The following is a 21,287-nucleotide window of genomic DNA, read 5'->3' as shown; positions in this document are numbered from 1 at the left end:
AGATAGACTTTGACGCAGGCTTCTTGACACGACATGAGGTGCCGACTATGGTGCGCGCGGCTTAGGGGGCTCCCCAGTTGTCGGATCAAGCATGTCGGCGCGAGCTGAGGACTTAAGAACATGTCTTCGCAAAACGGCGATAATAAGGATCGGACGGTTGGTTCCCCGGAAGCGGGTCTGTCGGAGCGGCGGGCTCAATTGAACCGGAAGCTTGACGACATAAGAGTGGTTGAAGAAAAGACCGCTCGGAAGTCTCAAAGCAGCTCATCCGGATACGCGCAGGCAATGAAACTCTCTTCGGAGTTTATCGCCGGTGTGCTGGTGGGGGCCGGGATTGGTTGGGTTGGCGACCAGTGGTTTGGGACATCGCCCTTCGGGTTGATTGTCTTTCTGCTACTGGGTTTCGTAGCCGGGGTCTTGAACGTTCTGCGCGCGGCCGGTGTCGTCGAGCAGCCGGATGCCAAGGTCCAGCGCGAAAAAGACGTTCAGAACGACAGATCGAAATAGAATTTGTCGCGCCTTCTGGCGCATTGATATGAACGAGCGAAGAAGGCTGGCCGGTGGCGAACGATCCGATCCATCAGTTCCATATCCAGACGCTATTCCCGATTGAAGTCGGGGGCATGGATTTCTCATTCACCAACTCTTCGTTGTTCATGGTTTTGACCGTGGCGGCGACGTCTGCATTCCTGATTTTCTCGACCAGCGGCCGCGGACTTGTTCCGACCCGTCTGCAGTCGATTTCGGAAATGGCGTATGAGTTTGTAGCCGGGACTTTACGAAGTGCGGCGGGAACGGAAGGGATGCGCTTCTTCCCTCTCGTGTTCTCGCTCTTCATGTTCGTTCTGGTCGCGAACCTTTTCGGGATGTTCCCGTACTTCTTTACCGTCACCAGCCACATCATCGTGACCTTCGCGCTGGCGATGCTGGTGATCCTCACCGTGATCATCTACGGCTTCATGAGAAATGGCATGAAGTTCCTCAAGCTCTTCGTTCCGAGTGGCGTGCCTGCGGCACTGATCCCGCTCGTGACGCTGATCGAGGTGATTTCGTTTCTTTCGCGTCCGATCAGCCTGTCCGTTCGTCTTTTCGCGAACATGCTTGCCGGTCACATAACGCTGAAAGTGTTCTCCGGATTCATCGTCAGCCTTAGCGCGATGGGTGCGGTTGGTATCTTCGGATCCATTCTCCCTCTCGGAATGACGGTTGCCCTGACGGCTCTGGAATTCCTGGTCGCGTTCCTGCAGGCATACGTCTTTACCGTTCTGACCTGCATGTATCTGAACGACGCCATTCATCCTTCACACTGAGGGTAACCCAATCACACGGCCTTTGCGCCGCGAGTGAGCAATCTGCAAACACCATTTAGGAGCACGTGTCATGGAAGCAGAAGCAGCAAAATACATCGGTGCCGGTATCGCATGCCTGGGCATGGGCGGCGCAGGCATTGGCCTCGGCAACATTTTCGGTAACTACCTCGCAGGCGCTCTGCGCAACCCGTCCGCTGCTGATGGCCAGTTCGGCCGTCTGATCTTCGGCTTCGCCGTGACGGAAGCTCTGGGCATCTTCTCCCTGCTGGTGGCTCTGATCCTCCTGTTCGCTTAATCGCTAATTCTTAGCGACTACCGATGCGACTCCGGTGGCGGCGCGCTCTAGCGCCGCCTAGCCGGATTTAGGAGACTGGAAATGGCAGGCCAAACTCACTCGACCACAGAAGGCATGCACGAAGCCATAGAAGTGCCGGCCGCAGAGCATGGCGCGGGTTTCCCGCCTTTTGACAGCACCACATTTGCTTCGCAGCTCTTGTGGCTCGCGATCACGTTCGGCGTGTTCTACTGGATCATGAAGAATGTGGCCGTTCCGCGGATCTCCGGTATTCTGGAAGACCGCCGGGACCGTATCGCCGGTGACATTTCCGAAGCCAACCGGCTGAAGGAAGAAACCGACGCTGCGATCGCAGCTTACGAGCAGGCGCTAGCCGAAGCCCGTAACAAGGCTCATGGCATTGCCCATGAAACGCGGGCCAAGCTCAAGGCAGATCACGAAGCTCGCCGCGAAAAAGTGGAAGCCGAGCTGAATGGGAAGCTGAAAGAGGCTGAAGCACAGATCGCCGCAACCAAGACCGATGCCCTTTCTCAGATCGGCGACATTGCCGGAGAATCCGCATCAGCGCTCGTCGAGCAGCTGATCGGCAAAGCTCCGACCAAGACCGACCTGAACAAGGCGCTCAAGTCGGCGATGAACTGAGGAGACCGTCATGGACGCTACATTTTGGGCCCTGATCGGTCTTATCCTGTTCTTCGTCGTGATCATCTACGTCAAGGTACCGGCCAAGATCAACGGATCGCTTGACGACCGCGCCGAAACGATCCGCAAGGAACTGGAAGACGCACGCAAGATGCGTGAAGAAGCCCAGGCTCTCTTGTCTGAGTATCAGCGCAAGCGTCACGAAGCCGAAGGCGAAGCCGAAGCTATCATTGCGGAAGCCAACTCGGAAGCCGAGCGCCTGACGCTCGAAACCGGCCAGGCTCTGGACGAAATGATCGCACGCCGCACCAAGTCTGCGGAAGACAAGATTGCACAGGCCGAAAGCCAGGCAATCGCTGAAGTCCGCGCCAAGGCTACCGACGTTGCCATTGCTGCGGCTGAGGAAATCCTCGCCGCCAAGGTGAAGGACAAAGTCGCCGACGACATCCTCGCCAAGAGCATCGACCAGGTGAAGGAGCGGCTGAACTAGGTTCGGTCTACTCTGCTGACGAATTGAAGAAGCGGCCTTTCGGGGCCGCTTTTTTGTTGCTGGTTACAAACCGCCCGAAGCCATGCCCTTCCTCACGAGCCGGCTGCCAGCCTGACCGGTTTGAAGCTCATGCGGTGGTGAACCGTCGGTCCATGGCGCTCCAGAGCCACCTGATGCTGCGGTACGCCGTATCCTTTGTGCCGGGCAAACCCGTAGTTCGGAAAACTGGCATCCAGATGCACCATCATCCGGTCCCTTGCGACCTTGGCCACGATGGAGGCCGCCGCCACGCACAGGCAGCGCCCATCGCCCTTGATCAGCGCTTGTCCGGCCTGTTTCAGACCCTGCGGCACGTCGCGGCCATCGACCAGAACGTAATCGGGAACAAGAGGCAGGTGATTGACGGCCCGCACCATGGCCGTCAGGGTCGCGGTGCGAATGTTCAAAGCATCAATGGTTGCCGGTGACGCACTTGCGAGCGAGACATGGGCCGTTGCGACAATCTGTTCGTAGAGCTCTTCACGCCGGGCCTCGGTCAGTTTCTTGGAATCGTTGAGGCCGTCGGGCAGCCGGTCGTAGTCAAGGATAACGGCTGCGGTTACGACAGGCCCCGCCCAGGGGCCGCGACCGGCTTCGTCGACGCCGCAAAGCCGACCGTCAAATGCGGCCGCGTGTTTGCGCTCAATCGCAAGATCCGGGCTATCGGGAAAGGCAAGATCGAAAAGGGAAGGGCTGAACGTCATGCCACGCACCCTGCCGCCGGACAGGCCGTTTCTCAAGATGCCGCGTCAAAAGAGATCCAATTGCACACCGCCTTTTTGCGGCTGGACGAAGGCTTCCGTATTGAGTTTCTTCCGACGGAGATTAAGGCCGAGCCGTTTCGCTGCCAGCGAGAACCGTTTGGCAATCTGATCGGCATAAGGGCCGCGTCCGCGCATGCGCTCCCCCCATTTGGCATCGTAGTCTTTGCCGCCGCGCATGGATCGGATCAGGTTCATCACATGGCGATAGCGGTCTGGCCGCTCGCGCAGCAGCCAGTCGCGAAACAGCTCGGAAACTTCCAGCGGTAGCCGCAGCAGGATGTAGGCGACTTCCGTTGCGCCATGCTCGGCTGCCGCTTCCAGCACGTTTTCAATCTCGCTGTCGGTCAGGGCAGGGATCACCGGCGCCATCATCACCGATGTTGGAATTCCGGCATCCGAAAGCGCCCGCACAGCCTCAAGCCGCTTGTGTGGCGCGGAGGCGCGCGGCTCCATCGCGCGGCAGAGCTTCTTGTCGAGCGTCGTGACCGACAAGGCCACCTTCACAAGGTTTCGCTCCGCCAGCCTCGACAATATGTCGATATCACGCGTTACCAGCGCCGACTTGGTAACGATGGCGACGGGGTGGGAGCAATTGTCCAGAACCTCCAGGATCTCACGCATCAGCTTGTAGCCGCGCTCCATTGGCTGATAGGGATCCGTGTTGGTGCCTATGGCGATCACGCGCGGTTGGTAGCCCTGGCGGGACAGCTCACGTTCCAGAAGCTGCGCGGCGTTGGGTTTGGCAAACAGCCTTGTTTCAAAATCGAGCCCCGGAGACAGCCCCATGAAAGCATGGCTTGGCCTGGCGAAGCAGTAGATACAGCCGTGCTCGCAGCCCCGGTAGGGATTGATCGAGCGGTCGAAGGAAATATCAGGCGATTCGTTCCGGGTGATGATTGTCCTTGCACGCTCTTCCTGAACCTGGGTCTTCAGCGGCGGCAGGTCTTCAAGGCTTTCCCAGCCGTCGTCAAAATATTCGCGTGACAGCTTTTCGAACCGGCCGGAGGCGTTGATTGCCGCCGCGCGTCCCCGCCGCCTGTTCTCGGCGACGGAGCGGACATCGGGCACCTTGCCGGTCACGTCGGCTGCAAGGGAAATCTCTTCGGGAGGGCTGAGGGGCACGCGGCAAGGTCCAGGTTATGGGTTGGAACATAACGAGAACATTATCACGGTGCCGACGTGATGCAAGGTGTCGTTTACGTCCCGCGCGGTCAGGACTTCAAAAGATGGTGGAGTTTTGCGCTAGCTGTAAACTCAGGAACCGTCACGGTCGCCGCTGCCTGGGTGGCGGCCAAGGTATTTTACCAGAATTGCATCCAGCGTGCCGTCCGACTGCATCTGGCGAATGGTTGCATCATAGCGCCCTGGCAGGCTCTCGATTTCCGGAAAAGTGGAGGCTTTGGAAAAGACGTTGTAATAGGGCTTGGTGATCAGCGGTTGAGGCAAAGTGGCCAGTTGAGCCAGACGCCCGGCCTTCTTTTCCTCGTAAAGCGTGCTGATCGTGTTCATGGGAACAGCATCAACACGTTTGGCCAGAAGCATTCCGATTTGCAGGTTGTTGCTGGCAATCGTCTGGAAATCGAGGCCGGACGCAAGAAACTCCGGCGTATAGGAAAAGTCCTGGGTGATGCCGATCTGAAGTCCCTGCAGGTCGTCATAGGAGTCAAACTGAATTGACCCGGCATCTTCCGCACGGATGAAAAAGCGCCAGCTGATGTCGATGTAACTTTCCTGCGGATAGATGAGATACTCCATCCTGTCCTGATTTTTGGAAAACAGCAGCAGCATGTCCGCACGCCCGGCACGTGCTTCCTGTTGAATGCGGGTGCCGGATTCGACAAATGTCAGCGAATAGGAAAGGCCGAGGCGGCGCATGACCTCATCGAGAACCTCTACGTCGATGCCTTGATAGACCCCGTGGTCGGCGAACTTGTAAGGCTCTTCAGGCGTAGCCAGCACCACGAGGTCTCGCGCTGACGCAGTCGCGGCCTGCAAAGCCAGTGCCAGGACAAATCCGGCAAACCCCGCAAATAACCGCCCAGGGGACCGCGCCAGGCAGTGTCGGCCGGAGTTTGGCTTTTGATCAGGTGTCGTCATAGCGCCTGTTGCCTGTGTCCTGGTCGGGAAGCAGGCCTTCAGCTTTGGCGTGCTCTCTTAAAATAAAATGAAATCCAGTCCGGCGTTTCGCCGAAACGGGTCAAATTTCCAAAAAAGTCTGCATGAACATCGCTCAATGGCAGGGTGAATCAAATTTTCAAAGGCATTTTCGTTATTTGGAACAGGTACTGGGGCAGCATTCACCCGGTCTTTTATTTTCCTGCGACCAAAGTAGACATTGCCACACGCTATATCACGTTGCGTACGTGGCCGATTATTGCATTGTGTCAAGAAGCCGAACAAAAAACTGCGCCTGCTTTGTCGGTGACACTCGCACTTTGAAAAAAATCATGTAAAACTTGAGGCCATGATTAGCGTCATCATTGCGACAAGAAATTCTGAATCCGAACTGATTCACGCGCTTTCAGCCCTGGTGCCGGCGGCGGCAGAAGGTGTTGTGCGCGAAGTCATCGTGGTTGATGGCGGGTCCTCGGATAACACGGAAAAAGTTGCTGACGCTGCAGGGTGTGTCTGGATCAACCGCAGCACCGCATCCCGCAGCGAGCGCCTGGCCTATGGGGCTTCAGTGGCAAGCCGGGGAGAGTGGCTTCTGTTTCTGCGGCCGGAAACGCTTCTGGAAAGCGGCTGGCATCATGAAGCCCAGGCCTTCGTCGAGCGTGCGGCCCGTGCGCCCAAGGGCCCGCGGACAGCAGCCAGTTTCAGCCTTCGCTACGAAGCCTTCGGCCTGAGCGCACGGCTGAGCGAGTCCTTCGCGGCCCTGCGGTCGCAACTGCTCGGCATGCCCTACGGCAACCAGGGCCTCCTCATTTCCAGGCAGTTCTATCAAAAGCTCGGCGGTCATCGGCCACTGCCCGAGTTGGAAGATCTCGATATCGCCAAGCGGATCGGGCGCGGGCGGATGGTGTTCCTGCGGGCGGCTGCGGTTTCTTCCGGAGAGCCTGAGCAGGAACAGCTTTTGTCACGCCTTCGTCAGGCCTTCGCACGGTTCTGCGTCGGCACTCTGCGTATTCCGGCAAGCGTTGCCGTCAAGCTGCACGGGTAAGGCCTCGGCGCTCACCGTTCGGGCACCTTCGGAACGATCAAGCGAGATCAGGCCTCGCGCAGTTTGCCGCGCTTCAGGTGCTCATCAAGCCGGGGCATGATTTCCACGAAATTGCAGGGCATGTGCCGATAGTCCAGCTGCCATTTCAAGATACCGTCCCAGGCATCTTTGCAGGCGCCCGGTGAGCCGGGCAGGGCGAAGATATAGGTCGCCCCGGCGACACCACCGGTGGCGCGCGACTGGATCGTTGACGTGCCTATCTTGTCGTAGGAGATCCGGTGAAAGACCTCGGAAAAGCCGTCCATCCGTTTTTCGAACAGCGGCTCCATGGCTTCCGGCGTCACATCCCGCCCGGTAAAGCCGGTGCCGCCGGTGGAGACGATCACATCCACGCCCTTGTCTTCGATCCACCCTTTGACGACCGCCTGAATGGCCGGAATGTCATCGGTGACGATCTGCCTGTCCGCAAGCACATGCCCGGCCTTTTTGATCCGGTCTGCCAGCGTGTTGCCGGACCTGTCTTCCTCCAGCTTGCGGGTGTCTGAAACCGTCAGCACAGCAATGTTGAGCGGAATGAACGGACGGCTTTCATCGAGACGGGACATGGCGAACTCCTTTGCTCTTCAGACATAGGCGATCGCCGCACCGGCTTCCAGAGGTTGCACGTAAACTGTCGTGGTAAATGTGTTTTGAAATAAAATTACAAAAAATAACAAGATTGAGACACTTGCAAAACAGTTAGGTCAGTATTATTGACTTAAATAGCCAATCAAAAAGACAATGAGCCAACAATGACAACCTGGGAAAGCCTCTACGCCCGACGCGCCAGTCGCATGCGCGCTTCGGAAATCCGTGAACTCCTGAAACTGCTGGACCAGCCGGATGTGATCAACTTTGCCGGCGGTATTCCCGATCAAGCCCTGTTTCCCGCTGAAGCGTTCAAGGCCGCCTATCAGGAAATCCTGGCGGGAGAGAGTGCAGGCCGTGCCCTGCAATACGGCATGAGCGAGGGCAGCGCCCGCCTTCGCAACTGGATCGTCAGCCATATGCGTCGCCTCGGGGTCGAATGTGGGCCGGAGAACATTCTGGTCACGTCGGGCTCTCAGCAGGGGCTGGATTACATCGGCAAACTGTTTCTGACCGAAGGCGACACCGCACTGGTGCAATGGCCGACCTATCTGGGCGCACTGCAGGCCTTCAATGCCTATGAACCTGGCTACGACCGGCTTGACCCAGGGGCCAATCGCCCGGCGCAAGACTATGCGGCGGCGGCACACGAAAGGGGCGGACGGGTCAAATTTGCGTATCTATCTCCCGACTTTGCCAACCCGACCGGCCTGACGGTCGATCTGGCTGAGCGAAAGCGTCTTCTGACGCTGGCTGGGGAACTCTCCTGCGCGGTCATTGAGGATTCGCCGTATGAGGCACTGCGTTACGACGGCGAACCGCTGCCGCCGATGTTGGCTCTCGATTGCGAAGCTTCGGGTGGGATCAATAACGCCCGCACGCTCTACTGCGGCAGCTTTTCCAAGTCACTCTCACCGGGATTGCGCCTCGGCTGGATCTGCGCGGCGGCTGACGTCATTTCCAGACTGGTGCTGATCAAACAGGCAAGCGACCTGAATTCGCCGGTGCTCAACCAGGAAGCCATGGCCCGGGTTGCCGAGAGTGTTTTCGAGGCGCATACGGCAAAGACGAATACGGTCTACAAGGCCCGCCGCGACGCGATGCTGGTGGCGCTGGAAAAGCATATGCCGGCAGGCGTTAGCTGGACCCGGCCGGAGGGCGGCATGTTCGTCTGGATGACGCTGCCCGAAGGGGTGGATGCAGCCGCTCTGCTGGAGACTTCCATCGAAACGGCACGGGTCGCCTTCGTGCCGGGACGCGCCTTTCATCCGGACGGCACCGGCGCAAACACCCTGCGGCTCAGCTTTTCCTGTAACGACTATCCGAAAATTGAAGAAGGTATTTCAAGGCTTGGACGCTTGATTACCGAAACTGTCACATCCAAGTTGTAAGTCCTTCGAAGGAAGAAGCAGGGGCGGGTGTTGGAGCCTATGGCGCTGACCGAAAAGCTGGACAATTATTGTGAGCGGACCGGGCCGGAGGTCTGGTCCGAGCCGCTCAATGCGCTCACCAATGCGGCTTTTCTGATTGCGGCGATCGCCGGCTATATGCTCTGGCGCCGGAAGACGCCGGACGATTTCTTCGCACTCGCCCTGATCGGCATCGTCTTCATCACCGGCGTCGGGTCGCTGCTGTTCCACACTTTTGCGACACGATGGGCGAGCCTTGCGGATGTCATCCCGATCGCGCTGTTCATCCATGTCTATCTTTATGCGGCGTTGAACCGGTTTCTGGGATTGGCCTGGTGGCTGGCGCTTGGTGTGGTGATCGCGTTTTTCGCCGCAACACCCTTCGTGGGACAGGCGCTCGCGCCGATCGTCGGCTCGTCTGCCGGCTACGTGCCCGCGCTCGTGGCGATATTCGCGGTGGGTGGGCTGTTTGTGCTCAGGAATGCCCCGCTCGGGCGCGAGGTGCTGCTGACCGGTGTCATCTTTGCCGTGTCGCTGACATTCCGGACCCTGGATGGTCCGATTTGCGATCAGCTTGCAATCGGCACGCATTTCCTGTGGCATATTCTGAACGGGCTTGTACTGTTTTTGTTATTACGGGTTCTCATCAGGCATCGTGCCGGTTAAATCTCACAGAGTATTCATAAAATTGCAGATCATCGTCGCGGACAGACCGGACGGCTTTGCGACACAACATAATGACCTTAGGGAAGAGGCAGGAGACAGGGACCGTCATGAGCGACAGTAAAAAGACCGGAAGTGATCTGACAGAAGCAGCCCTGTTCTATCACGAGCATCCACGCCCCGGTAAACTGGAGATCCAGGCGATCAAGCCGCTTGGCAACCAGCGCGACCTTGCGCTGGCCTATTCACCGGGTGTCGCCGCGCCGTGTCTTGCGATTGCCGACAACCCGGCCCTGGCCGCCAATTACACTTCGCGCGGCAATCTGGTTGCCGTCATCTCCAACGGCACGGCGGTTCTCGGTCTCGGCAATATCGGCCCGCTGGCGTCCAAGCCGGTGATGGAGGGCAAGGCGGTCCTCTTCAAGAAATTTGCGGGTATCGACGTTTTCGATATCGAGGTGGCGCAGACCGATGTCGAGAAATTCGTTGATGCGGTGTCCGTTCTGGAGCCGACCTTCGGCGGCATCAACCTGGAAGACATCAAGGCTCCCGAATGCTTCATGATTGAATCGAAGCTCCGGGAAAAAATGAACATTCCGGTGTTCCACGACGATCAGCATGGTACGGCGATCATCGTCGGGGCCGCGGTTCGCAACGGACTGGACCTTGCCGGCAAGAAGATCGAGGATGCCAAGATAGTGGCCTCCGGCGCGGGGGCGGCGGCGCTTGCCTGCCTGAACATGCTGGTTTCGCTCGGCGCGAAGCGGGAAAACATCTGGGTGACCGACATCGAAGGCGTCGTCTACGAAGGTCGTGAAGCCTTGATGGACGAATGGAAGGCGGTCTTTGCCCAGAAGACGGATCTGCGGTCTCTCGATCAGGTGATCGATGGGGCCGATGTTTTCCTCGGCCTGTCCGCTGCCGGTGTCTTGAAGCCGAGCATGGTGGAGAAGATGGGCAAGGGCCCGCTGATCCTGGCGCTGGCCAACCCCAACCCGGAAATCATGCCGGAGGACGCCAAGGCTGCCCGTGACGACGTGGTCATGTGTACCGGACGGTCCGACTATCCCAACCAGGTCAACAACGTCCTGTGTTTCCCCTATATTTTCCGGGGTGCGCTCGATGTCGGTGCGACCACCATCAATGAGGAAATGAAGCGGGCCGCCGTCGAGGCGATTGCTGGCCTTGCTCGCGAGGAACCGTCTGACGTTGCCGCGCGTGCTTATGGCGGCAAGACGGAAACTTTCGGCCCCAACTATCTGATCCCGTCGCCATTCGACCAGCGCCTGATCCTGCGCATTGCACCGGCCGTCGCCAAGGCTGCCATGGCAACCGGTGTTGCCACGCGCCCGATAGAGGACTTCACCGCCTATCTGGACAGGCTCAACCGGTTCGTCTTCCGGTCCGGCCTGATCATGAAGCCGATCATCCAGAACGCAACCAAGGACCCGAAGCGCATCATCTATGCGGAAGGCGAGGACGAGCGCGTTCTGCGGGCCGCACAGGTTCTGATCGAGGACAATATCGCCAAGCCGATCCTAGTTGGCCGTCCGGATGTGTTGCAGCAGCGCTGTGAACGCTTTGGTCTTCGCATCCGTCCGGATGTCGATTTCGAATTCATCAACCCGCAGGACGATCCGCGCTACCGCGACTATGTCGATGAATATTTCGAGTGTGTCGGTCGCAGGGGCATGCCGCCAAATGCGGCGCGGACGATTGTTCGAACCAATACCACCGTGATTTCAGCACTCGCGGTGCGCCGCGGTGACGCTGACGCGGTCATCTGCGGCCTTGAGGGACGGTTTATCCGGCACCTGCGCGATATCAAGCAGGTGATCGGCGTTTGCGAAACGGCAAGAGATCTTTCGGCGATGTCGCTGCTGATCAACTCGCAAGGGGCGATCTTCCTGTCGGATACATTCGTCACGGAAGACCCGACGGCGGAAGAGATCTCCGAAATGGCAATCCTCGCCGCCGAGGAAATTCAGCGCTTCGGGATCGAACCGAAGGTTGCCCTGCTGTCGCTGTCCAATTTCGGATCCCGAGACACCGCATCCTCACGCAAGATGCGCGAAGCACTGGACATGATCTGGGAGCGCTATCCGGAGCTGGAAGCCGATGGCGAAATGCACGGCGACAGCGCCCTCAGCGTCGATCTGCGGGAGCGGGTGATGCCGGACAGCAAACTGAAAGGGGAGGCCAACCTGTTGCTGTTCCCGAACCTGGATGCGGCCAACATTGCCCATAACCTGCTGAAGGTCTCGACACAGGCACTTCATGTCGGTCCCATTCTGCTGGGCACCGCCAAGCCTGCGCATATTCTGACACCGTCGGTGACCTCACGCGGCGTCGTGAATATGTCGGCGCTTGCCGGCGTCGAGGCGCAGACCCGGTCTTCCCGCTAGGTCCGGCTTGCAACAGCGCTTTCTTCCGATCAAGGCGGACCGGCACCACCGGTCCGCCTTTCCATTTTGAAAAACGGCCCACCATGACCCGATTGAAACAGCCCGCCGACTGCGTCAGCAAAACGGACATCCGGTCCGCCATCGATGCGCTCGACGAGGACCTCTTGCAGCTCTTTGCCCGCCGCCAGGGATACGTCCGCCGCATGGCGGAACTGAAACAGCATCCTGATGAGGCTTTTGACGCCCAGCGGATTGAAACAATGATTGCAGCCCTGAAGAGCAGGGCAGAGGAACTGGGCCTGGAAGGCGAGCAGGCCGAGGCTGTCTGGCGTACGCTGATCGACTGGAACGTGGCCTTCGAGAAACGCACGATTGCCGCTCGGCTGGAGCGACTTCGGGACATGCCGTCGAAACCGGGTTCCGATTTTTAGCGCCTTGCCGGGTTTCGCGGACGGATCAAACACCTACCTAGTATCGGATATGGATCGTTCGTGGAGCCGTCATGACATTGAATTTGTCTATTCTTCCGGGAGTAGCTGCACTAGCCACCGTGCTTGGTCTGCCGCTTGCCCCTGCCGCGCTGGCACAATCCGCCGTTCAGCTCGAAACCGTCGGCGCCGGCTTGTCCTATCCCTGGAGTGTCGCCATCCTGCCAGACGAGGGTTTTCTGGTGACGGAGCGCGACGGCGCGGTAAAGCATATTGATCCATCCGGCAGGCAAAGCGAGGTTGCCGGCGCGCCGGAAGTGTTTGCGCAAGGGCAGGGTGGTTTGCTGGATGTGGCGCTCAGCCCCGATTTCTCCTCCGATCGAACGGTTTTCCTGACCTATTCTCAAGGCTCCCCCGAAGGCGCCGGCACGTCCCTGTTCCGGGCGCGGCTGGCCGATGCCTTTGAAGGCGGCTTTGTGCTGGAAGACGGGCAGACCATCTTTTCCGGCAATAACCGGGCCTACGGTGGCCGCCACTTCGGTTCGCGGCTTGCCTTTGCGCCCGACGGAACCTTGTTCATGACAGTCGGAGAGCGGGGAGACGGTGAGCGTGCGCAGGACACGGCGGACCATGCCGGCTCGGTGCTGCGGCTGACGCGGGATGGGCAACCTGCACCGGACAATCCCTTCGTCGACCAGGAAGGCGTAAAACCGGAGATCTGGTCCTACGGCCACCGAAACCCCCAGGCGGCTGCGATCCATCCGGATACCGGAGTGCTCTGGACGGTTGAACACGGTGCGCGCGGCGGCGACGAGATCAACATTCCCGAAGCTGGAAAGAACTATGGCTGGCCGGTGATTTCCTACGGCCGTCATTACTCGGGTGGAAAGATCGGCGTTGGCACCTCAAAAGACGGGATGGAGCAACCGATCCACTATTGGGATCCGTCTATTGCGCCGTCCGGCATGGCCTTTGTGACCAGCGATCTCTATCCGGAATGGAAGGGCGACATGCTGGTTGGCGCTCTGGCCGGGCGGCATCTCGCGCGTGTTGACCTGGAAGATGGCAAGGTGGTTGGCGAGGAAAAGCTGCTGACGGATCTGGGTGAGCGGATCCGTGACGTCCGTCAGGGGCCTGACGGCTACATCTATGTCCTGACCGACAGCGACGATGGCCGCCTGCTTCGTCTGAAGCCGTGAGATCAGTCGAACTTTTTGAGCTATAAGAGCTTTTCTGGCTTCTTTGCTTGACATTGCGCCCCATCCCGTCGATATAGCGCAGTGCAACCACTGCCGCGTGAGCAGAGAGTGCGCCCCGTACAGGAACACATTCCTGGCGGGCAGTCGCAAGAAAGTTGCCACTTCAAGAACCCAATGAGGGGTTCAACCAGTTCCCATTTCACGCGAGGGTCTGGCGGTAAGGAGACCGAGCAGCGATGGCTGCCGTCTGTACCGCACTCCAACTTTGAGCCGCACCGTCATCGACGTGCGGCTGACCAAGCGTTTGTTTTCGCTTGAACCAAGGATTTTATATTGACCGACTTTCAAAGCCTGGGACTCTCCAACGGCCTCGTAACTGCCGTTTCCGAGAATGGCTATGACACTCCGACGCCGATCCAGCAGATGGCCATTCCGTTGATTCTGGAAGGCCGGGACCTGATGGGTCTGGCGCAGACCGGTACGGGCAAGACGGCGGCTTTCGGCCTGCCGTTGATCGACCGGCTTCTGATGGAGAACAAGAAAGCTGCCCCGAAGGGCACACGGGCGCTGATTCTTGCACCCACGCGCGAACTGGTGAACCAGATCGCCAAGAACCTGATTTCCTTTCTGAAACATACGCCACTGCGGGTTTCCTCCGTCGTGGGTGGTGTCTCCATCAACGGGCAGATCAAGCGCCTTTCGAAGGGCACCGACATTCTGGTGGCAACGCCGGGCCGCTTGCTTGATCTGGTCGACCGCCAGGCGATCGATCTGCGCACGGCCTCCCATCTGGTCCTCGACGAAGCGGATCAGATGCTTGATCTCGGCTTCATCCATGCCCTGCGCAGGATTGCAGGACTGGTCGCCGACAAGCGCCAGACGTTGCTGTTCTCCGCCACCATGCCGAAACAGATCAACGAACTGGCACAGTCCTATCTGCGCAACCCGGAGCGGGTTGAAGTCGCTCCGGCAGGCAAGACCGCCGACAAGGTCACTCAGTCGGTTCATTTCATGGACAAGACCGCAAAAGGCGACTTCCTCGTCGATCAGCTTCGCGACAACCCGGATGGGCTTTCGCTGGTGTTCTGCCGCACCAAGCATGGCGCCGAGCGGCTGATGCGCAAACTGTCGCATTCTGGCATTTCCGCTGGCTCGATCCACGGAAACAAGAGCCAGAACCAGCGCGACCGTGCGATCAAGGAACTGCGGGAAGGCACCATCAACGTGCTTGTGGCAACGGATGTTGCCGCCCGTGGCATCGATATTCCAGGTGTCAGCCACGTCTATAACTTTGAGCTGCCGGAAGTGGCGGAAGCCTATGTTCACCGGATCGGCCGTACGGCCCGTGCCGGTGCCGATGGTGAGGCGGTTGCCTTGTGTGCTCCGGAAGAAATCGGCCTTTTCCGTCAGATCGAAAAGCTGATCGGTATCGAGATTACTGTGGCAGGTGGCGATGTTCCGCCGATGTCCGCAGCATCCTCCGGCCGTGCCAAGCGGGGCGGGAACAGGAACAGCAACGGCGGTAACGGCAAACCGGGCGGCAAGAAGCCGTTCCGCAAGCAGTCGTCCTCCGGTGCGAATGACAACGCATCCGAAAACCGCCGGCCCCCGCGTCGCCGTCGTCAGAACACGCGCAGAGACGCTGCCTGAGGTTTTCAGTACGAGAACCTGGAAAGAAATAGCACCGGGAAGTGGCCTTCCCGGTGCCGAACCTTGTGGTCGATGGGTTTCAGAACTGCTTTGACAGCACTGAATGAATTTGGTGGATGAACCGCCGGATCAGAGCCAGAACCGCCGCAGCCTAGCCATGCGCCTGCATACTTCCTGTCCACAAGGTATCCAGCCGCGTGCGCAGCTCGATCTCGTCAATCTTTCGGGAAAACTGCGGAAGAATCCCGCAGACCTTGCTGAAAACCACCAAAAGCTTGGTGAGTTGCTACAAATTAGCCCCGTTGAAGTAAACGTAAATTAACAAACACGAGACTGCAATCACAACCGTTTATGCGGGCCTGATCGTGTGGAAAAAATATTTATTTAATAAATACAGTAACTTAAGAATATTTATGCGTATAAGACTTTGGTTTAAGTGACAACCTGAGGTCGAGTGAGTCTTCAATCGTTTTAAAGAAGTGCTTAGATTTCAAAGAATTGGCGTTTTCATTTTCTTTATCTATCATTGTATAGAAAAAATTTATGGCGCCTATCTGAAGGGGTAGGTTGACTATCGCCTTGTTTGGAAAAGAAAAAACGGGCCCGTGGTTTTCTCGATAAATATCGCGATGCGATCAGCGTCTTTCTATCCGATTTTGTGAAATACCGGTGAGGTCTTTCGCGTGCGTTTGTCTGATCGAATTTTTTGACCAATTGGTATTATTTTGCCTTTTGGAGCCATAACAAGTTTTTATTTAGTGAATAAATTAATTGACCTTGCCGTTGGGTGAGCCTATTTCGGCGCCATCAAGGTTTTGGTTAACCGATTTAAGTGAATCGAAACCTGAAAAAAAATCCAGAGCTTTTCTGGGATAATGTGCACGCTGGCTCCATCGGGACCATCGACCTCATAAAGAACAGCCCGTCGTCAGTACGGGTACGAACTTGTGGCGCGGGCAAAGACGCGGCGGCAAGCCGAGTGGCATGACTGCTCGGTCCTGTCACCGCGTTCGATAACCGCAACAGGCTGGACCCCCACAACAGCCAGCCTGATTACGACCCATCGGCCACAAGACTGCAGCACCGGAAAGGTTTCCTTTCCGGTGCTGTCCGTTTTTTGCAAACGAAAAAAGCCACGCGTTACCACGTGGCTTTCAACGATTGGCAGTCTGCCAGACTTACTTACATGTTCGGATAATTCGGACCGCCGGAGCCTTCCGGAACCGTCCAGGTGATATTGCCGTTCGGGTCCTTGATGTCGCAGGTCTTGCAGTGCACGCAATTCTGCGAGTTGATCTGGAACCGCGGCGCATCTTCGCCTTCCTCGATCCACTCATAAACACCCGCCGGGCAATAACGGCTGGAGGGGCCGGCAAAGACGTCGTGTTCCGAACGCTTCTGCAACGCTTCGTCCTTCACCTTCAGATGGATCGGCTGATCCTCTTCGTGGTTGGTGTTGGACAGGAAAACAGACGACAGCTTGTCGAAGGAAACGACGCCATCCGGCTTCGGATAGTCGATCTTCTTGCAATCCTTGGCCGGCTTCAGCGTGTCGGCGTCTTTTTTGCCGTGCTTCATCGTCCCGAAGAAGGAGAAGCCGAACAGCTCGTTGGTCCACATGTCGAGCCCGCCAAGGGCGATACCGATTGCGGTGCCGAATTTCGACCACAGCGGCTTGGCATTGCGCACACGCCACAGATCCTTGCCGATCGGGCTTTCGCGCCAGGCCGTGTCGTAGTTGCTCAGCTCGTTATGGGCCTCACCGCGGCCGATGGCTGCCATCACTTCCTCAGCTGCCAGCATGCCGGACAGCATTGCGTTGTGGGAGCCCTTGATGCGGGGCACATTGACGAAGCCCGCGGAACAGCCCATCAGCAGGCCGCCGGGGAAGGAGAGCTTCGGAACCGACTGGTAGCCGCCTTCGGTGATGGCACGGGCGCCATAGGAAATGCGCTTGCCGCCTTCGAAGGTATCGCGGATGGCCGGATGCGTCTTGAACCGCTGGAATTCATCGAAAGGTGACAGCCAGGGGTTTTCGTAATTGAGGTGAACGACGAAGCCGACAGCTACCTGGTTGTCTTCCAGATGATACAGGAAGGTGCCGCCGCCCGTCTTGCCGTCCAGCGGCCAGCCGAAGGAGTGCTGCACGAGGCCGAGCCGGTGTTTCTCCGGGGCAACCTGCCACAATTCCTTGATGCCGATGCCGAACTTCGGAAAATCACTGTTCTTGTCGAGGTCGTATTTCTCAATGAGCTGCTTGGCGAGAGAGCCGCGGGCACCTTCGCCGATCAACGTGTATTTGCCGCGCAGCTCCATGCCGCGCGTGAACATGGCGTTGGGCTTGCCGTCCCGGCCGATTCCCATGTCGCCTGTTGCAACGCCAACCACGTTGCCGTTGTCGTCATAAAGAAGTTCGGCGGCGGCAAAGCCCGGGTAGATTTCGACACCCAGAGCTTCAGCCTTCTCGGCGAGCCAGCGGCAGACGTTGCCGAGCGAGACGATATAGTTGCCGTGGTTGTTCATGAGCTTCGGCATGAACATGTTCGGCAGGCGCATGGAGCCTGCAGGCCCCAGCACGAGGAAATGGTCGTCGGTGACCGCCGTCTTGATCGGCGTCTCTTCTTCGCGCCATTCCGGAAGCAGCTGGTCGAGAGCGATTGGGTCGATCACTGCGCCGGAGAGAATATGCGCACCGACCTCGGACCCCTTTTCCAAGACGACGACGCTCAGCTCCTCGCCCTTGTCATTGGCGATCTGTTTCAGCCGGATCGCGGCTGCCAGGCCTGCGGGCCCGGCGCCAACGATCACAACATCCACATCCATGCTCTCGCGTTCGCCAAGCGCTTCTTGTTCGCTCATCTTTTTCTCCCTCCGCCCAAAGGGCAACATCTGCGCCGCAAGGAGCTCTGTTCAGGTCAGCCAGCGTCTCGATAACGGCTGATATCCGACTGTCAGAGCAACTTGACCGCGTTCGTTCTGAACCAGTGCCTATTAGCCCTTACCGCTTATTTGCCTTATTTTGCAGCGCAAAACACGACATTTTTCATCGGCAATTGCGAAATCAGGACGCTGATCCTCCTGTTGAGGCCCAGATAGACCAAAGCAGGCAAAGGGCGTCAAGTGCCGATATTCCGCTTACGTAAACGTTATATCGTGCAGGGTGATCTTCGCTCTCGTGTGCACAGGCTTTGGAAAACCGGTCGCATTGAGCGTGTCACACTGCTGCATGCTTGTAGAAATGAACGGGGTCGTTAAACTCCGCGCCGGAGGCAGCCACTTGCAACAGATCCCGAACGACCCAAGACATCTCGAAGCCCTGCTGGATTTCTACGCGGGGGCGGGGGTCGATTGTTTTCTTCAGGACAATCCCGTCGATTGGGTGGCGCTCACACGAGAGCACGCCGCGCAAAGGGCGCAAGCCGCTCCGCAAGCGGCAGGACACAGCCAGCCGCAGCAGCCGCGGCATCAGACGCCTGCAAACAATTTTCAGGGTCAGACAGCGGCGCCGGTTCCGGCCGCACCCATTGCAGCTCCGGTTGGCACAGCACCGCCTGCGTCTGCGGGCCAGGCACCGGTTTTGCCCGACAGGGAAATCATCGCTGCTGCCCGGGATCTGGCGGCGTCGGCCCCGACGCTCGACGAGCTGCGCAAGTGCCTGAGTTCCTTTGAAGGGTGCAACCTGAAACTGACGGCCAAAAAGCTTGTGTTTGCCGATGGCAATCCTGGGGCGAAGCTCATGTTTGTTGGCGAGGCGCCAGGGCGTGACGAGGACTTGCAGGGCCTGCCGTTTGTCGGCCGTTCCGGTCAGTTGCTGGACAGGATGCTGGCAGCCATCGGTCTGGATCGCTCTTCGGCCTACATCGCCAACGTGGTGCCATGGCGGCCGCCGGGCAACCGGACGCCGACCCCGCAGGAAACCGAAATCTGCAAACCGTTCATTTTACGCCAGATCGAGCTGGTCAACCCGGATGTGCTCGTCTTTCTCGGCGCGGCGTCCGCCAAGACCCTGCTCGGCGTTCAGGACGGGATTCGCAAGATGCGCGGTCGCTGGATGACCTACCCCTGCAAGGGGCGGGATATCTCGGCCATCGCCACTTATCACCCGGCCTACCTCTTGCGCAGCCCACTTGAAAAGCGGCTGTCCTGGCGAGATTTTCTGGCAATCAAACAGAAGCTTGGTGAAAAGACGCCGGATTGATCAGCGCGCAGTGGGATTGCAGCTTGCCAGGCAGGAAGCGCTTTTGCCTGCTGTTTGGTGCTGAGCCACTTCGCTGCAAACCGCGCGGATCCTCCTGTTGGCGTCGAAAGTAGCATTTCGGCAAAAGGGAGCGGCTGGCAGAATTCGGGCGGGAATGTGCTATTTTGCCGGAACTCTGAGCAACCTGGTCACGACAATGGATGCAGACAAATGCATTGCGGCGCTTGTCGTCGACTTGGCGGACATGTCCTGTTTCGAAGCAACCGCCTATGATCTGACGGACAAGGGCTGCTGGATCGCGTCCGACAAGGTTGACCTCCTGAAAGAGCATGTTGGCTTGCGTCTGGCAGGATTTGACAGGCTGGTGCGCGGGACGGTGATTGCCTATGGCGACCAGCAAGCCCAGATATCCTTTCAGGTTGAACACCAGAGCCAGGGAGAAAAACGCCGTGAAGCCCGGCGTCAGGTCCGGATCACGGCCATTGTCTGCGGAAAGACCAACCCGGTGACGATGAAGTGCCGGATAATCGATGCCAGCAGATCCGGCTGCCGGCTGCAGGGAGACAGACTGGATCGTCTTCCTGCGGATATCGAAGTCTTCATTCCCGATCTTGATCTGCCCATCAGCGCAAAGATTGTCTGGCGCAAGAACAGCGAGGCCGGAGCCAGGCTCACCTGGCCGTTTGAACCGGCGCAGAAACCCGAACCGGAGGATCTGCTGGAGCGCCTGAAGGAAGAAGAAGCCAAGCCGAAACGCAAGGCAAAAAAGAAGATCAGCGCGTTCGGCAGTTGAGCTGGTCTTCGCGTTATAAAAGCGCGCAGCACGGTTTTGACGGTCAGAGCCTTTGCAAGCGGCCCTCGCGTACATATATCGGAAGGAGATTGTGAACTCTTTCAGGGCTTTTTTCGCGTGATTTCATCCCTTCGCCGGTTACTTCCCAAACGCTTTCGAAATGACAAGACGGTAATCCCGGTCGTGCGCCTCAGCGGCGCGATTGGCGGCGGTGGACCGCTGCGGTCCGGATTGTCCCTTGCGACCGCGTCCATCCCGCTGGAAAAGGCCTTCTCGATGAAGAAGGCGCCGGCAGTGGCCCTGGTCATCAATTCGCCGGGCGGGTCGCCCGTTCAGTCGCGGCTTATCTTTAAGCGGATACGCGACCTGGCGAAGGAAAACGAGAAGGACGTTCTGGTCTTCGTCGAGGATGTGGCAGCCAGCGGCGGCTACATGATTGCGCTCGCGGGGGACGAGATCTTCGTTGATCCGTCGTCCATCGTCGGCTCTATCGGCGTGGTTGCGGCCGGGTTCGGCTTTACCGAGATGATCAAGAAGATCGGTGTTGACCGGCGTGTCTATACAGCCGGTGAAAAGAAAGTCACGCTCGATCCGTTCCAGCCGGAAGTGCCGGAAGACATCGAATATATCAAAAGCCTGCAGCTTGAGATCCACGAGACCTTCATCGACATGGTCAAGTCGCGCCGGGGCGATGTGCTGGCAAACGACCCCGACCTTTTTTCGGGCAAGTTCTGGACCGGCCGAACCGGTATCGAACTGGGGCTTGTCGATGCAATTGGCGACCTACGTGGCGTGATCAAGGATCGCTTTGGAGACAAGGCCGAACCGAAACTGATTTCCGCGCCTCGGGGGCTTTTGGGCCGCAAGGCCGGGGTTGGGGTCAACCTCGGCAAGGGTAGGCTGCTGGAAGGCGTTGGCGAGGAATTGATCTCCTCTGTTGAAGAGCGGGCAATGTGGATGCGCTATGGCCTTTAAAAAGGCACAATGAGTGTGTGAAAATTGGGCGAGCAAGGGGAAACGATATGACCGAACTGATAGGCGTGGCCGCATTGGCAGTGGGTGGCTACTGGATCGTGCAGCGCGTGAAGCGCAAGATGGCCGAGGTTGAAAACCAGATTTCCCGGGCCGCTGCCAAGGCAGATCCGAATGGCCGTGGCGCCAAACTGGTGCAGGATCCGGTCAGCGGCAAATACCGTCCGCAAGCCTGAGGAAACG

At 58.3% G+C, this 21,287-nt stretch carries 22 protein-coding genes; 17 read left to right on the top strand and 5 right to left on the bottom strand.

Annotated elements, in window-relative coordinates:
* The first annotated feature begins 120 nt into the window (after positions 1 to 120).
* The 5 genes from FMN63_RS16375 (at position 121) to FMN63_RS16355 (ending at position 2,737) form a co-directional block, all read left to right on the top strand.
* Entirely contained in the window at positions 121 to 507 is a 387-nt protein-coding gene (locus FMN63_RS16375; RefSeq protein WP_148585156.1) for an AtpZ/AtpI family protein, read from the top strand.
* Positions 508 to 560: 53 nt separating this feature from the next.
* A complete protein-coding gene (locus tag FMN63_RS16370) occupies positions 561 to 1,310 on the top strand; it encodes a F0F1 ATP synthase subunit A (RefSeq protein WP_148585154.1) in 750 nt (249 codons plus the stop codon).
* A 70-nt stretch (positions 1,311 to 1,380) separates the two neighbouring features.
* On the top strand, positions 1,381 to 1,605 hold the full coding sequence (locus FMN63_RS16365; protein ID WP_006935776.1) for a F0F1 ATP synthase subunit C: 225 nt from the start codon (positions 1,381 to 1,383) through the stop codon (positions 1,603 to 1,605).
* Positions 1,606 to 1,686: 81 nt separating this feature from the next.
* Positions 1,687 to 2,247 (top strand): F0F1 ATP synthase subunit B, encoded by a 561-nt coding sequence (locus tag FMN63_RS16360; RefSeq protein WP_148585152.1) that lies wholly within the window; start codon positions 1,687 to 1,689, stop codon positions 2,245 to 2,247.
* 10 nt (positions 2,248 to 2,257) lie between these two features.
* Positions 2,258 to 2,737: a F0F1 ATP synthase subunit B family protein gene (locus tag FMN63_RS16355; RefSeq protein ID WP_148585150.1), complete on the top strand. Its 480-nt coding sequence runs from the start codon at positions 2,258 to 2,260 to the stop codon at positions 2,735 to 2,737.
* 92 nt (positions 2,738 to 2,829) lie between these two features.
* Here the strand turns inward: FMN63_RS16355 and rnhB are convergent, their stop codons facing one another.
* The 3 genes from rnhB to FMN63_RS16340 all read right to left on the bottom strand — a co-directional run bounded on the left by rnhB (position 2,830) and on the right by FMN63_RS16340 (position 5,499).
* Positions 2,830 to 3,480 (bottom strand): ribonuclease HII, encoded by a 651-nt coding sequence (gene rnhB / locus FMN63_RS16350; protein WP_148585148.1) that lies wholly within the window; start codon positions 3,478 to 3,480, stop codon positions 2,830 to 2,832.
* A gap of 45 nt (positions 3,481 to 3,525) precedes the next feature.
* Positions 3,526 to 4,638, bottom strand: a complete 1,113-nt coding sequence (locus tag FMN63_RS16345) for a PA0069 family radical SAM protein (RefSeq protein ID WP_286192689.1) — start codon at positions 4,636 to 4,638, stop codon at positions 3,526 to 3,528.
* A 156-nt stretch (positions 4,639 to 4,794) separates the two neighbouring features.
* Positions 4,795 to 5,499 carry a substrate-binding periplasmic protein gene (locus FMN63_RS16340; protein WP_209001143.1) on the bottom strand — a complete coding sequence of 235 codons (705 nt, stop codon included), beginning with the start codon at positions 5,497 to 5,499 and terminating at the stop codon, positions 4,795 to 4,797.
* Positions 5,500 to 6,004: 505 nt separating this feature from the next.
* Here FMN63_RS16340 and FMN63_RS16335 point away from each other — a divergent pair.
* Entirely contained in the window at positions 6,005 to 6,700 is a 696-nt protein-coding gene (locus FMN63_RS16335; RefSeq protein WP_148585142.1) for a glycosyltransferase, read from the top strand.
* A gap of 47 nt (positions 6,701 to 6,747) precedes the next feature.
* On the opposite strand, the gene moaB is transcribed toward FMN63_RS16335, so the two are convergent.
* A complete protein-coding gene (gene moaB, locus FMN63_RS16330) occupies positions 6,748 to 7,305 on the bottom strand; it encodes a molybdenum cofactor biosynthesis protein B (protein ID WP_148585140.1) in 558 nt (185 codons plus the stop codon).
* Between the two features lie 186 nt (positions 7,306 to 7,491).
* Here moaB and FMN63_RS16325 point away from each other — a divergent pair, with 186 nt between their 5' ends.
* The 7 genes from FMN63_RS16325 (at position 7,492) to FMN63_RS16295 (ending at position 15,403) form a co-directional block, all read left to right on the top strand.
* Complete coding sequence (locus tag FMN63_RS16325) at positions 7,492 to 8,718, top strand: aminotransferase-like domain-containing protein (RefSeq protein ID WP_148585138.1); 1,227 nt, start codon at positions 7,492 to 7,494, stop codon at positions 8,716 to 8,718.
* Positions 8,719 to 8,757: 39 nt separating this feature from the next.
* Complete coding sequence (locus FMN63_RS16320; RefSeq protein WP_148585136.1) at positions 8,758 to 9,402, top strand: ceramidase domain-containing protein; 645 nt, start codon at positions 8,758 to 8,760, stop codon at positions 9,400 to 9,402.
* A 107-nt stretch (positions 9,403 to 9,509) separates the two neighbouring features.
* The gene (locus FMN63_RS16315; protein ID WP_148585135.1) at positions 9,510 to 11,804 is read left to right on the top strand and encodes an NADP-dependent malic enzyme; all 2,295 of its coding nucleotides are present in this window, start codon (positions 9,510 to 9,512) and stop codon (positions 11,802 to 11,804) included.
* Positions 11,805 to 11,887: 83 nt separating this feature from the next.
* Positions 11,888 to 12,235, top strand: coding sequence for a chorismate mutase (locus FMN63_RS16310; RefSeq protein ID WP_148585133.1), 348 nt, complete (start codon positions 11,888 to 11,890; stop codon positions 12,233 to 12,235).
* Positions 12,236 to 12,306: 71 nt separating this feature from the next.
* A complete protein-coding gene (locus FMN63_RS16305; protein WP_148585131.1) occupies positions 12,307 to 13,431 on the top strand; it encodes a PQQ-dependent sugar dehydrogenase in 1,125 nt (374 codons plus the stop codon).
* 333 nt (positions 13,432 to 13,764) lie between these two features.
* Positions 13,765 to 15,081 carry a DEAD/DEAH box helicase gene (locus tag FMN63_RS16300; RefSeq protein WP_148585130.1) on the top strand — a complete coding sequence of 439 codons (1,317 nt, stop codon included), beginning with the start codon at positions 13,765 to 13,767 and terminating at the stop codon, positions 15,079 to 15,081.
* A gap of 103 nt (positions 15,082 to 15,184) precedes the next feature.
* Positions 15,185 to 15,403, top strand: a complete 219-nt coding sequence (locus tag FMN63_RS16295) for a hypothetical protein (RefSeq protein ID WP_148585129.1) — start codon at positions 15,185 to 15,187, stop codon at positions 15,401 to 15,403.
* A gap of 860 nt (positions 15,404 to 16,263) precedes the next feature.
* On the opposite strand, the gene FMN63_RS16290 is transcribed toward FMN63_RS16295, so the two are convergent.
* The gene (locus tag FMN63_RS16290; RefSeq protein WP_148585127.1) at positions 16,264 to 17,940 is read right to left on the bottom strand and encodes an electron transfer flavoprotein-ubiquinone oxidoreductase; all 1,677 of its coding nucleotides are present in this window, start codon (positions 17,938 to 17,940) and stop codon (positions 16,264 to 16,266) included.
* 379 nt (positions 17,941 to 18,319) lie between these two features.
* Between FMN63_RS16290 and FMN63_RS16285 the strand changes: the two genes are divergently transcribed.
* The 4 genes from FMN63_RS16285 (at position 18,320) to FMN63_RS16270 (ending at position 21,280) form a co-directional block, all read left to right on the top strand.
* Positions 18,320 to 19,279 (top strand): uracil-DNA glycosylase, encoded by a 960-nt coding sequence (locus tag FMN63_RS16285; RefSeq protein ID WP_209001142.1) that lies wholly within the window; start codon positions 18,320 to 18,322, stop codon positions 19,277 to 19,279.
* Between the two features lie 196 nt (positions 19,280 to 19,475).
* Entirely contained in the window at positions 19,476 to 20,072 is a 597-nt protein-coding gene (locus FMN63_RS16280) for a PilZ domain-containing protein (RefSeq protein ID WP_162530056.1), read from the top strand.
* Positions 20,073 to 20,189: 117 nt separating this feature from the next.
* Entirely contained in the window at positions 20,190 to 21,047 is an 858-nt protein-coding gene (locus FMN63_RS16275) for a S49 family peptidase (protein WP_148585121.1), read from the top strand.
* A 47-nt stretch (positions 21,048 to 21,094) separates the two neighbouring features.
* Positions 21,095 to 21,280: a hypothetical protein gene (locus FMN63_RS16270; protein WP_006935813.1), complete on the top strand. Its 186-nt coding sequence runs from the start codon at positions 21,095 to 21,097 to the stop codon at positions 21,278 to 21,280.
* Positions 21,281 to 21,287: the final 7 nt, after the last annotated feature.

The organism is Stappia sp. BW2 (assembly GCF_008107695.1).
Taxonomy (GTDB): Bacteria; Pseudomonadota; Alphaproteobacteria; order Rhizobiales; family Stappiaceae; genus Roseibium.
Note: the sequence above shows the minus strand (reverse complement) of the source record. Positions and strands in the feature narration are given on the sequence as shown.

Bases quoted from the DNA above. Each gene is read 5' to 3' on its own strand.
- FMN63_RS16325 (WP_148585138.1), top strand. From the start codon at position 7,492: ATGACAACCTGGGAAAGCCTCTACGCCCGACGCGCCAGTCGCATGCGC.
- FMN63_RS16280 (WP_162530056.1), top strand. From the start codon at position 19,476: ATGGATGCAGACAAATGCATTGCGGCGCTTGTCGTCGACTTGGCGGAC.
- moaB (WP_148585140.1), bottom strand. From the start codon at position 7,305: ATGTCCCGTCTCGATGAAAGCCGTCCGTTCATTCCGCTCAACATTGCT.
- FMN63_RS16310 (WP_148585133.1), top strand. From the start codon at position 11,888: ATGACCCGATTGAAACAGCCCGCCGACTGCGTCAGCAAAACGGACATC.
- FMN63_RS16285 (WP_209001142.1), top strand. From the start codon at position 18,320: ATGAACGGGGTCGTTAAACTCCGCGCCGGAGGCAGCCACTTGCAACAG.
- FMN63_RS16335 (WP_148585142.1), top strand. From the start codon at position 6,005: ATGATTAGCGTCATCATTGCGACAAGAAATTCTGAATCCGAACTGATT.
- FMN63_RS16290 (WP_148585127.1), bottom strand. From the start codon at position 17,940: ATGAGCGAACAAGAAGCGCTTGGCGAACGCGAGAGCATGGATGTGGAT.
- FMN63_RS16355 (WP_148585150.1), top strand. From the start codon at position 2,258: ATGGACGCTACATTTTGGGCCCTGATCGGTCTTATCCTGTTCTTCGTC.
- FMN63_RS16305 (WP_148585131.1), top strand. From the start codon at position 12,307: ATGACATTGAATTTGTCTATTCTTCCGGGAGTAGCTGCACTAGCCACC.
- rnhB (WP_148585148.1), bottom strand. From the start codon at position 3,480: ATGACGTTCAGCCCTTCCCTTTTCGATCTTGCCTTTCCCGATAGCCCG.
- FMN63_RS16365 (WP_006935776.1), top strand. From the start codon at position 1,381: ATGGAAGCAGAAGCAGCAAAATACATCGGTGCCGGTATCGCATGCCTG.
- FMN63_RS16295 (WP_148585129.1), top strand. From the start codon at position 15,185: ATGAATTTGGTGGATGAACCGCCGGATCAGAGCCAGAACCGCCGCAGC.
- FMN63_RS16270 (WP_006935813.1), top strand. From the start codon at position 21,095: ATGACCGAACTGATAGGCGTGGCCGCATTGGCAGTGGGTGGCTACTGG.
- FMN63_RS16320 (WP_148585136.1), top strand. From the start codon at position 8,758: ATGGCGCTGACCGAAAAGCTGGACAATTATTGTGAGCGGACCGGGCCG.
- FMN63_RS16315 (WP_148585135.1), top strand. From the start codon at position 9,510: ATGAGCGACAGTAAAAAGACCGGAAGTGATCTGACAGAAGCAGCCCTG.
- FMN63_RS16360 (WP_148585152.1), top strand. From the start codon at position 1,687: ATGGCAGGCCAAACTCACTCGACCACAGAAGGCATGCACGAAGCCATA.
- FMN63_RS16375 (WP_148585156.1), top strand. From the start codon at position 121: ATGTCTTCGCAAAACGGCGATAATAAGGATCGGACGGTTGGTTCCCCG.